The organism is Butyricimonas sp. Marseille-P3923 (assembly GCF_900184685.1).
Classification (GTDB): Bacteria; Bacteroidota; Bacteroidia; order Bacteroidales; family Marinifilaceae; genus Butyricimonas; species Butyricimonas muris.
Window position 1 is genome coordinate 65,152 of sequence record NZ_FXXL01000005.1, and the last position, 11,759, is coordinate 76,910.

An 11,759-nucleotide genomic window follows, 5' to 3' on the forward strand; every position below is an offset into this window, starting at 1 on the left:
ATTTACCGCCTCATCCTGTTGAATTAACTTTGTACCTCTTTTCGTGCATTTTTATATAACTAAGGAGAGGTATATGGTTTTCAACAAAACAGAAGAACAGGAAAAAGAGTATTTACGCCAGCTCATCGGTATCATCAACGATATGATAAACAACACGGACAAGTCGGTAAAGGAACACGTGGACACGTTGCAGGAGTACAAGGATTACATCTGGTCGAATAAAGACATCGATCCTCACGAGATACGTTCCATGCGGGAGAGTATTCTGCGGCATTTCGCGTCGGGTGAAAGCGTGATTGACAAGCGTCGGCGGCTAGGGAAAATTCTGGAAATTCCCTATTTCGGGCGGATAGATTTCAAAGAGAAAAAAGAGGGAAGCGAAACCATGCCCCTCTACATCGGGATACACACGTTCTATGATCCCAATCAAAAAATGAACTTGATTTATGACTGGCGGGCGCCCGTTTCGAGTATGTTTTACGATCACGAATTGGGGGAAGCGGCTTATTCTTCCCCGACGGGAGAGGTTAGCGGGGAGATTTCGCTCAAACGGCAATACCGCATCCGGAACGGGAAGATGGAGTACATGCTCGAAAGTTCCCTGACCGTCCATGATGATATACTGCAAAAGGAGTTGAGCGCCAATGCCGACGACAAAATGAAAAACATCGTTACCACGATTCAGCGGGAACAGAACCGGATTATCCGGAACGAGGAAGCCCCGGTACTTATCATACAGGGGGTTGCGGGGTCGGGAAAAACGTCTATCGCGCTACATCGCATCGCCTACCTGCTCTACGCCCAGAAAGGGGATATCTCTTCCAAGGACATATTGATCATTTCGCCCAACAAGGTCTTTGCCGACTACATCTCCAACGTGCTTCCGGAACTCGGCGAAGAAACCGTACCCGAAACCAGCATGGAGCAAATTCTGTCGGGGATTCTCGACAATAAATACAAATACCGGAACTTCTTCGAGCAGGTGACGGAATTGCTCGACAAACCCGCTCCGGACTTTATCGAGCGGATACGGTACAAGGCTTCTTTCGAGTTTATCTCGCGACTGGATAAGTTCATCCTGCACGTGGAGAATACCTATTTCAAAGCGACAGACGTGCAACTCACCCGACTCGTCACGATTCCGGCTGAATTTATAGAGGAGCAGTTCCGCCGCTTCAACCGGTACCCCATGCGCCAACGGTTCGAAACGATGACGGATTATATTCTGGACATGATGAAAGTCAAATACGGTTTCACGGTAACCGCGGCGGAGAGGAACCTGCTGAAGAAGGAAATACAAAAGATGTTCACCGGGAATAACGACCTTCAAGTGTACAAGGATTTCTTCGAGTGGAGCGGGCAACCCGATATGTTCAAGACACGGAAAAATCACACGCTGGAATACGCCGATTTGGCACCCTTGGCATACCTGCATATGGCACTGGACGGGAATACCGTCCGACACCGGGTGAAGCATCTCCTGATCGACGAGATGCAGGATTATTCACCCGTGCAGTACAAAGTACTCCAAAAACTATATCCCTGCCGGAAAACCGTTCTCGGCGATGCCTGCCAATCGGTAAACCCTTACGGTTCGTCCACAGCCGACATCATCCGGAAAGCGTTCGTCACGGGAGAAGTAATGAAATTATGCAAAAGTTACCGTTCGACTTTCGAGATTACCGATTTCGCTCAAAAGATTCTGACAAACGAGGAACTGGAACCCGTGATACGACATGGCGAACACCCCGCAATCCTCCGTTTCAAGAACATGGAAGAAGAAATATCCGGTATCGCGAACATCCTGTCAACCTTCAAGACCTCGAACCACAAATCACTGGGAATCATCTGCAAGACCGAGGCACAAGCCATGGAAATGACGGAAAAACTTAAAGCGTACACCTCCAATATCTATTTCCTCTCCAACCGGAGTTCCGCTTTTGCGAAAGGCATTATCGTCACGTCAGCCCACATGGCAAAGGGGCTGGAATTTGACGAAGTCATCGTTCCGCGGGTAGACGATAAAAACTACTCCACCCCCATCGACAAGAGCATGCTTTACGTCGCCGTGACACGGGCGATGCACAAATTAACTCTCACATATCACGGGAAGCCGAGCGGGTTTATTCCTCCCTCCACCCCTTGCACACGTCAATCCAAGCCGTGTAATTAGAGCAATCTTCCAACTCCTTGATTGACAATTCGACGGCACTGTTACTTGTTCCCGCCGCAGGATAGACTATGTCAAAACGCTTGAGGGACACATCCAGATAAACTTTCGTTCCCGGGGGAATGGCAAACGGGCATACTCCACCGGGGGCGTGCCCGATATACTGTTCCACGGACTCTCCCGGTATCATCTTTGCCTTGTGATGAAAATTCTCCTTGTATTTTTTATTATCCACCTTGGCATCCCCGGCGGTGACGATTAAAATGGCTTCCTCCCCTGCCAGAAAAGACATGGTTTTAGCTATCCGTTCCGGCTCACACCCCACGGCGACAGCCGCTTCCTCGACGGTGGCACTCGATTGAGCCAATACCATTACCCGTTGTCCCAAACCGAGGGTATCGAAATATTGTTTTACTTTTTCTAGTGACATAAGCGAACCTCTTTATTTTGCACGACAAAGATAAAAAAGCCATTGCATTATAGTATCTTTGCCGATAACAAAATCACGAAATACAAACTTATGGAACCACGATTCATCACCCTAACCCAAGAGAACATTGCCCAAGAACACATCTGTTGCGCCTTTTCCGACAAGAAATGCAAGGACAGCTACGAGCTGAAAAAGGAATGGCTGAAGAGAGAATTTGACAACGGGTACGTGTTCCGCCGACTCGATGAACGGGCGAAGGTTTTTATAGAATACTGTCCCGCGGAGAAAGCATGGCTCCCGGTAGATGCTCCCGGTTACCTGATGCTCAACTGCCTTTGGGTTGCCGGACAATACAAGGGCAAAGGGTATGCCAAAGCGTTGCTGCAATCCGCCATTGACGACGCCACGGCACAAGGTAAAACGGGATTGGTGACCGTGGTCGGGACAAAGAAATTTCATTTCATGAGTGACGCGAAGTGGTTTTTACTACAAGGGTTCGAAACGGTCGAGAAAACCCCTTCGGGCTTCAGCCTTCTGGTGAAAAGATTGAAACCGGATGCGGCATTACCTAAATTCCACGCGAACGCAATCAGTGGCGAATGTCCGGATAAAGAGGGACTGGTAGCCTATTACTCGAACCGTTGCCCGTTCACGGAATACCATATCCGAGAGTCTTTAACAGCAACAGCCCAAAGTAGAAACATTCCGTTGAAAATAATCAAACTGGAAACCATGGAGCAAGCCCAAGCCGCCCCGACTCCTGCCACGATTTTCTGTTTATTCTACAATGGCAAATTCGTCACGACGGATATCAGTGCCTGTATAGATAGCAGGTTTGATAAATTATCACTACATTTGTAACGTGTAACATTGACAAAAGAATATTCATCCATTTATGAAACTCTGCATATAGCTACGCCCCGGGAATAGCACTTACCTAAAAAAAGCTATTCAGCACAAACGAACCATACCGGTTCGGTAGAGAGTTTTATTTTCAATTATTTACGAATTTCGAAATAAGATTTCGAGTTTATAAAACACCCGCAAGGTTCATTACTTTATGAACTTTACGAACCTTATAAACTTTTGACTCTACATATTTCGAACCATCGAATGAAGAGATGAATTATACTTATAAACAAATCTGGCTCATCAACTACCCGGTGATGATGAGCATATTAATGGAGCAATTAATTAATATCACCGACGCCCTTTTCCTTGGGCACGTGGGAGAAGTCGAACTGGGTGCGTCCGCTTTGGCGTGCGTTTATTACATGGCGATCTATATTCTGGGTTTCGGGTTCAGCCTCGGGTTGCAAGTCATGATCGCACGCAAGAACGGGGAGCAGCAATATGAAAAGACGGGCAGGACATTCTTTCAAGGACTGTTTTTCCTCTGTGGATTGGCGGTGGCGTTAATCCTCGTTTCGTATTGGATAACCCCGCCCGTCATGCAATATTTTATCAGTTCACCCCAAATCTATCAAGCGGTCATAGATTACTTGAACTGGCGGTGCTTCGGGTTGCTTTTCTCCTTCCCGTTTTTGGCATTCCGTTCTTTTTATGTCGGGATTACCAAGACCAAGGTATTGACACTGGTAGCGCTCACGGCTGTCATTATCAACATTCCATCCAATTACCTGTTTATCTTCGGGCTTGATTTAGGCATAGCGGGAGCGGCAATGGCATCCTCGTTCGCGGAAGCGGGTTCATTGCTTATCATTCTTATCTACACGCTACGCGTGACGGATAAAGTGAAATACGGATTAAAAATGGTGTATGACGGCAAGCTATTAAAAGCGGTACTGCGATTGTCCGGATGGAGCATGATGCACTCGTTCGTCAGCACAGCCCCGTGGTTCCTGTTCTTTATCGCCATCGAGAGATTGGGTGAAGTGCAACTGGCGGTATCCAATATCACCAGAAGTGTCTCGACGCTCTTTTTCGTGATTGTCAACTCGTTCGGCGCCACGACGGCTTCGCTCGTGAGTAACTTGATCGGCGAAGGGAAAGGGAATCAACTTTTTCCGCTCTGCCGCAAGATACTGAAACTGGGGTACGCCATCGGGTTGCCCTTGATTGTACTTGCCCTGCTTTTCAGCCGGCAAATCATGGGATGCTACACCGACAACACGCGCTTGATTGAAATCGCATCCACCCCGTTTATCGTCATGTTACTGAATTACCTGTTTGCCGTACCCGGGTTCGTCTACATCAGTGCCTTGACCGGCACGGGAGATACCCGGACTGCGTTCATCTTTCAAGTGACGACGATAATCGTTTACCTGATATACCTGTACGTGTTGAGCTATTGCTTCACGACACTGCTGGCGGTATACTTGACGGCTGAATACCTGTTTGTTGCCATGTTAGGAATACAATCCTACATCTACTTGAAAAGGAAACAAATATATTAAGTCAAAGGTTTATAAGGTTCATAAAGTTTATAAAGTTACGGGCGTCCTTCGGGCTGCTCGAGAGGGCAATTACTTTATAAACTTTATAAACCTTACAAACTTTATAAACTTATTTCTCCTTGTACACCCCGAAGCGATTCCCCTCGCTATCCGTGCACACGGCGAAATATCCCCCGCATTCCGCCTCGATTCTGGTCTTCGGGATGACGACATCGCCGCCTTTTTTACGAACCCTCCGGATGGCTTCCTCTATATTGTTGCAACGGAAGTGTACAAGCACTCCTCCCGCCGACGGTTTAAATTCGGGAGCCCAAGCGACGGCGCCGACAGTTTGTCCGTCCTCGATAAAGCACGCCATTTTCTCGTGTTCGCATTCAAAAACGGCGAGTTGCAGGTCAAGCACGGTTTCATAGAAATCAACAGCCCGTTTGAAATCGACAGCCGGAATCTCGAAAAATGCAATTAAGTTTTTCATCTTGTTCTTTTTTATTGGTTACTACTATGCCTCTATAAAGACAAGGCAAAAATAAGAACACCGCCTCTCCCCGGATAGAAAAAAACGGACATCCTTATATATGGGAAAAATAATCGGAATAAGGTGCGCAAATAGTCAAATATTCCGCCGGGGTGTACCCGGAAAAGAGTTTAAACTCTTTGATCATGTGGGACTGATCCGAAAAACCGCAAGCGTACGCGACTTGAGCGAAGGGGGTAGCCCCGTCCTGTTGTAACATAAACAAAGCCCGCTGCATCCGCACGATACGTATAAACTCCTTGGGTGTCGTACCCATGTAATCCATAAACACCCGACGGAATTGTTTATCTCCCAGACAAGCGACATCCGCCAAGCGAGGGATATCGACACTCGGGCAAACATTTATCTCGTGCAAGGCGGCAACAACACGTTTCAAGTTATATTCCGGGAACGTATACAGGCGGCGAATCAAAAACCGCTCGATCAACCGGATACACTCGTCCTGATCGGTCGTGTCCATTACTCGCGTTGTCAATAACTTGAAATCCTTATCCTCCACGTCCTCCATTGCCACGCTCTGCCCGTGAAACAAGCGTACCGGGATATGAAGAAAGGCTTTGGCGGCATAAGGCTGGAACACAACCGTGAGCATCTCTATCCGCCCCGTCGAGAGGACATCCGAGAAGCCGAACGTGTGACCGCAAATCATCGCGCGAGGTTGTAATTTTCCTTCTTTCAATAAAAACAGGGATTCTCCTTTATGAAACACCAATTGCACACAACCGACAGGCAACACCCGTTCGGAAACAGGCAGTACCGCGTCCTCTTCCAAAATCCAATAATGCCTCACGTATCGAGCCAACTCCGGGGCGGGCTTTATCATTCTGAATGACTGCATACTACCGGTATATTCTTTTAAACAACATAACAAAGATAATGTTTTACGCGTTTGCTATATTGTAAAAAAGGGACATTTTCAGTCCCTTGATGTAATTTCTGTCAATAAAAGCGTTCGATCCGATTTCTCCTTCACGTTCACGATAATCTTGACTTGTTCAAAAAAACGCATAATCTTCTCGTCAATACCGGAAACGTAAATCATTTTAATTCCGCGGTCAACTAACCAAGAAACAAAATTATTAAAGTTACGGATCTTCACCTCGCTGTTTTTGATAGAAACAACTTTATCTTCCTCCGTGGTAATAGTTGAAACTCTGATTTCCTTCCTGCGGGTATTCTCGTCAAGATGGCAAAGTTGATCGTTTTCAAAAAACAAAGCTGTCTTCATAACTTTATTTTTAAGGGGTTATACATAGGTTACTGACAAAAACCGCACCACGAAACCCGTGTTATGAAAACATTAAGAATTTATTGTAAACTTTTAAAGATACATGACAAGTCACGGGTATCCTTCGGATGTCGTTTATCGGCAGCCCAAGCTACCGTGAGCAAAGCGTCCCCGCAGGGGGCCATTGACCTTATAAACTTTATAGACCTTACAGACTTGACAGACTTAATTATTTTTCGCATATTTGTAAACACCAACACGATTAAAATACAGAACATTATGAGATTAGCCATGATTATTATTACCACTACCATCGTATGCCATTCATGTAAAGACAAGACACCTGACAAAACGCTCGCGAACGGGTATGCCACGCCTGATATGGCAGAGATTACTGCCAACAAAAACACGAAAGAAACGACAATCACCTTACAAGTCGATGGAGATTGGGCACTATTCGAGGCTTCTTCCATCGATGCGCTCGACACGCTACAAACCCCGATTGGCAATGGTAATTCCAGTAGTACAACAACCAACAGCATAACCATCCCCTCCCCGGAGAAAAAATATTACCGGCTCGTCACCCCGCGAGAAACGTTCACCTTCTCCGAGAGGCAACTCCCTATGGCGGGCGGGTATAACTTTCGTGACTTGGGCGGATTCCCGACTCAAGACGGGCGGCACGTCAAATGGGGTAAACTGTTCCGTTCCGACGATTTGCACAAACTGACGGAAGCCGATTTACATTACCTGTCAAGCATTCCCGTCACCTCCGTCGTGGACTTCAGGGGACCGAAGGAAATCGCCAATGCCCCGGACAAACTACCCGGCTCAACCCGCCATGCCTACAAGCTATCCATTGAACCCGGCAACGTGCTCACCCTCGTGAATTTCTCCGATCTCGGTCCCGAACAACTCGACAGCCTCATGACTCAAATATACGTGCATCTGGTCACCGAGGAACCATTTATTGAACGGTACAGAACATTCTTCCAATTATTGCAAGACAGCACGCGAGTCCCCCTGCTCTTCCATTGTTCCGCCGGGAAAGACCGCACGGGTACGGCTGCCGCGCTCATCCTGTACGCCTTGGGGGTGGACGAGGCGATCATCATGGAAGATTATCTCGCCTCCAACCATTACCTCGGCGACAAATACGCCAAGGAACTGGAACAGAACCCCGGTCTTAAACCCGTGCTCACGGTGAAACGGGGATTCCTGCAAGCCGCGATCGACCGGATAAAACAAGATCACGGCAGCGTGGAGAACTTCCTCGTGAAGGTATTACATGTAGACATCCCCAAATTCAAAGCACGCTACCTGTATTAATATACGCTGATTTTGACTATATTTGCCGCCCGATAAAAAGATACGATGAAACACGAGCGAGCAAACAAACGGGTGAACTTCTATTCCGGTATTCGCTACCGGTACATACTCTTGTACATCCTTTTGCTGCTTGTCGGTTGCCGGACAAAAACGGCGGAAAAGGAAATCGTCATCATCTCCACCAACGACATTCACGGGCATATCGACCAATTCCCCAAGTTGGCGACATTCGTGGAACGCGTGAAAGCCGAACACCCGAACGTGATTCTCGTTGACGCGGGCGACCGTTTCACGGGCAATCCTTACGTGGACTACGCCGAGGAACGGGGCAAACCCATTATCACGCTCATGAATGCGCTGGGATACTCGGTCGCCACGCTGGGAAATCACGAGTGCGACTACGGGCAGGAAACACTACGCCGAAGGATAAATGACGCCTCCTTCCCCATCATTTGCGCTAATATCAACTCCTCCCGTGCCGCGTTGGACACAATCGCACCCTATCATTCCATGACGGTCAACGGGCTTGAACTATGCTTCATCGGGCTGACGCAAACCACGAACGGGCTTCCCGACGCCAATCCCGATCATTTCACCGGAATCACTTTCGACGACTACCGACAGACTGCTGCCCGGTACAAATACTTGAAACAAAACGGCGATGCCCTCATCGCCATCACCCACTTGGGGGTAGACGCCGATTCCGTGCTCGCGACGTCCATGCCCGAACTGGACGTCATCATCGGCGGTCACACGCACACCTTGCTGGACACAGCCAAGTTCATAAACGACGTCATGATAGGACAGTCTGGAATCGCGCTGAAATATGCCGGAGTCACGATACTGAAATTCTCCGGCAAGAAGCTAATTCACCGTTCATTCCGCTCCGTCAACATCGACACGATTACCCGTCCCGAGCCCCGAATCCTCGATCTGGTAAACCAATTTTACGACAGACCGGAATTTAAAAAGATCATGGGGCATACATCCCGCCCGTTGTCCCAAGAGATGACAGGACACATCGTGACAACCGCCACGCGGGAAGCCACTCGCGGCGACTTCGCTTTCTACAATCTCGGGGGCATCCGCAAACCCCTTATCCCGCCGGGCGACATCACGCTGGAAACCTTACTCGAGATAGAACCTTTCGGCAACCATATCGTCATTCAGGAGATGACCGCCGAAGATATAAAACTCCTCCTGCTGAACCGCTTCAACGAACTTCGAAAATACCCGTTCACGGACTTGCTCATGGCGGGAGGTACCTTTTCCATCACCCGCGACAGCACGGGCAAAGGCATCGACGTCCTCTTGAAAGACCATTCCGGCACCCCGCTCGCGAACGGAAAGCGTTACCGTGTCGCCTTGAATTATTACATCAACGCCGAGTACTCCTTCCCGGGCAAAGGCAAGGGGATACACTCGGGCATTTCCGTCATGGAAGCCCTACTCGCCTACCTCAAGAAACACCCTTCTCTATAAACACCTCCCCGTTTCCCGGCGTAATACAACACTTATCCCCGCGTCGAGCTACCCGCAAGCCTCCCGCTACCCCCTGTACAAGGCAGGAATTACCCGAAATAGCCAAGATATCACGTGTGTTAAATTTACTTATTTACCACTAAAACGTGGGCGATGAGTGGGCTAACATCAGGCGAACATCGGGCGAAGCCTTTAGACAACCACCCAAAAGCTGCCCAACCCCCACCCATCGAGCCAGCTTATCCCTTGTCCCGGGGTTATAAATGTATAGCTATAACTTTTTTTTACCTCATCCCGCGCAAGTTTTTCCAACCGAGGTTGTCCAAACCCGTGACGAACAAGAGAAAAACTAACAGCATAAACCATGAAAAGAACCCGTATTATTATTTTAGGGATTATATCCATCCTCCTTATTCCCTTTATATCCGGCGCACAGGATCAGTTCACCGACTTTCTGAGAACAGAACTCCGCGCCCAAATGGACGAACTGAAGAAACAAGAGTTCCCCCCGTATTACATGAACTACCGGGTAGTGGACGAGCAATTTGCCCGCGTGATTACCTCCTTCGGGGTATTGACCGCGAAAGAGAGCAACCGGGAGCGTACGCTGGTGCCGCAAATCCGAATCGGGAATCCCGAATTTGATAATTTCAAGATCAAACAAATGGGTTCCCCCATCTCCCGTTTTCACGGACCGTCATACGCCGTACTCCCTATCGACGACACGAACGGGGACAACGCCACGCGGCAAGCCATCTGGAACGAGGTGAACAACCGTTACAAGTTTGCCATCGACGCCTACCAGACCGCGAGAGCCGAAACCACGATCAACGTGGCGGAAGAAGACAAGGCACCCTGTTTCTCGCAAGCACCCGCGGAAAAATACTACGAGGCACCGCTCCCCGCCAACCGGACAGCGGTAGACCTTGACGCATGGGAAAAACGACTGAAGGAAATCTCTGCCGTGTTCAAGAAACATCCCAAAATACTACGGGGAGATGCCTCTTTCCGCTACACGGTGAAACGTATCTACGTGCTAGACTCGGAAGGAACGGAAGTCGTGCAGAACCTCACTTACGCCCGCATCATGGTACAAGGTGCCGCGAAAGCGGACGACGGCATGGAATTACCGCTCGTGCTTTCCTATTTTGCCCATTCGCCGGAATCTCTTCCCTCGAACGAACAAATCATGAAAGACGCCAACCTCATGGCGGACAAGCTGATCGCCTTACGGGACGCGCCGATTGTCGACCCGTACACGGGTCCCGCCATCCTGTCGGGGAGTGCCAGCGGGGTATTCTTCCACGAGATATTCGGTCACCGCATCGAGGGGCAACGCATGAAAAGCGATAAAGACGCCCAGACATTCAAGAAAATGATCGGGGAATACGTGTTGCCCCCTCACCTCCAAGTGTTTTCCGACCCGACACTCAAGAACTACGCCGACCAAGACATGAACGGCTACTACAAATATGACGACCAAGGCGTGAAAGCCGAGAGAGTGGATGTCGTGATCGACGGGAAACTAAACGATTTTCTGATGACAAGAACACCGCTCGACGCGCATCCCCGCAGCAACGGTCACGCCCGTGCCGACATCGGTTACGACCCCGTGTCCCGCCAGTCCAATCTCGTGGTGGAAAGTTCCGACCCGAAAACGGAAGAGGAATTGCGCCAACTATTAATCGCCGAGATCAAAAAACAAGGGAAAGACCGGGGATACTTCTTCAAAAGCGTGACGGGCGGCTTCACCATGACCAACCGTCGGGGAGCGAATGCCTTCAACGTAACGCCCCTCGAAGTGTACGAGGTGTATGCCGACGGTCGCCCCGACAAACTGGTGCGGGGAGTAGACCTCATCGGGACACCCCTCTCCATGTTCTCGAACATCATATACGCCGGTAAAGCACCCGAAATATTTACCGGGACGTGTGGCGCAGAATCGGGCGGCATACCGGTAACCGCCACCTCCCCGACCATTCTCGTACAGAAAGTAGAAATGCAGCGCAAAGCGAAAGCCTCCGACCTGCCCCCTATTCTGGAAAAACCATGAAAGTCCATAAGGTCTATAAGGTCCGTAAAGTCCGTAAAGTCCATAACACTGGAGTCCTTCGGACTATATTTATCAGCAGCAACGCTGCCGTAGGAGAAGCACCCCGCAAGGGTCA

Annotated in this window: 10 protein-coding genes; 6 read left to right on the top strand and 4 right to left on the bottom strand. The window is 49.1% G+C overall.

All coding sequences use genetic code 11. The features are described 5' to 3' along the window. The first annotated feature begins 73 nt into the window (after positions 1-73). Positions 74-2,173: a UvrD-helicase domain-containing protein gene (locus CS948_RS03930; RefSeq protein ID WP_099290461.1), complete on the top strand. Its 2,100-nt coding sequence runs from the start codon at positions 74-76 to the stop codon at positions 2,171-2,173. Here CS948_RS03930 and CS948_RS03935 read toward each other — a convergent pair. Then, positions 2,124-2,600, bottom strand: a complete 477-nt coding sequence (locus CS948_RS03935) for a YbaK/EbsC family protein (RefSeq protein ID WP_099290462.1) — start codon at positions 2,598-2,600, stop codon at positions 2,124-2,126. The two genes, CS948_RS03930 and CS948_RS03935, sit on opposite strands and share 50 nt — an antisense overlap. A 90-nt stretch (positions 2,601-2,690) precedes the next feature. Here CS948_RS03935 and CS948_RS03940 point away from each other — a divergent pair, with 90 nt between their 5' ends. Both CS948_RS03940 and CS948_RS03945 read left to right on the top strand, forming a co-directional pair. Next, a complete protein-coding gene (locus CS948_RS03940; RefSeq protein WP_099290800.1) occupies positions 2,691-3,461 on the top strand; it encodes an N-acetyltransferase in 771 nt (256 codons plus the stop codon). Positions 3,462-3,721: 260 nt separating this feature from the next. Continuing rightward, positions 3,722-5,017 (top strand): MATE family efflux transporter, encoded by a 1,296-nt coding sequence (locus CS948_RS03945; RefSeq protein ID WP_099290463.1) that lies wholly within the window; start codon positions 3,722-3,724, stop codon positions 5,015-5,017. Positions 5,018-5,126: 109 nt separating this feature from the next. On the opposite strand, the gene CS948_RS03950 is transcribed toward CS948_RS03945, so the two are convergent. From CS948_RS03950 to CS948_RS03960, 3 genes are all read right to left on the bottom strand, one after another. Beyond that, positions 5,127-5,492 (bottom strand): VOC family protein, encoded by a 366-nt coding sequence (locus tag CS948_RS03950; RefSeq protein WP_099290464.1) that lies wholly within the window; start codon positions 5,490-5,492, stop codon positions 5,127-5,129. Between the two features lie 94 nt (positions 5,493-5,586). Beyond that, complete coding sequence (locus CS948_RS03955; RefSeq protein WP_099290465.1) at positions 5,587-6,390, bottom strand: DUF6597 domain-containing transcriptional factor; 804 nt, start codon at positions 6,388-6,390, stop codon at positions 5,587-5,589. Between the two features lie 78 nt (positions 6,391-6,468). After that, complete coding sequence (locus CS948_RS03960) at positions 6,469-6,780, bottom strand: hypothetical protein (protein WP_099290466.1); 312 nt, start codon at positions 6,778-6,780, stop codon at positions 6,469-6,471. Positions 6,781-6,843: 63 nt separating this feature from the next. On the opposite strand from CS948_RS03960, the gene CS948_RS03965 reads away from it, so the two are divergent. From CS948_RS03965 to CS948_RS03975, 3 genes are all read left to right on the top strand, one after another. Next, positions 6,844-8,109, top strand: coding sequence for a tyrosine-protein phosphatase (locus tag CS948_RS03965; RefSeq protein WP_099290467.1), 1,266 nt, complete (start codon positions 6,844-6,846; stop codon positions 8,107-8,109). Between the two features lie 45 nt (positions 8,110-8,154). Further along, positions 8,155-9,591 carry a bifunctional UDP-sugar hydrolase/5'-nucleotidase gene (locus CS948_RS03970; protein WP_099290468.1) on the top strand — a complete coding sequence of 479 codons (1,437 nt, stop codon included), beginning with the start codon at positions 8,155-8,157 and terminating at the stop codon, positions 9,589-9,591. Between the two features lie 364 nt (positions 9,592-9,955). Continuing rightward, positions 9,956-11,644, top strand: a complete 1,689-nt coding sequence (locus CS948_RS03975; protein ID WP_099290469.1) for a TldD/PmbA family protein — start codon at positions 9,956-9,958, stop codon at positions 11,642-11,644. The last annotated feature ends 115 nt before the right edge of the window (positions 11,645-11,759 follow it).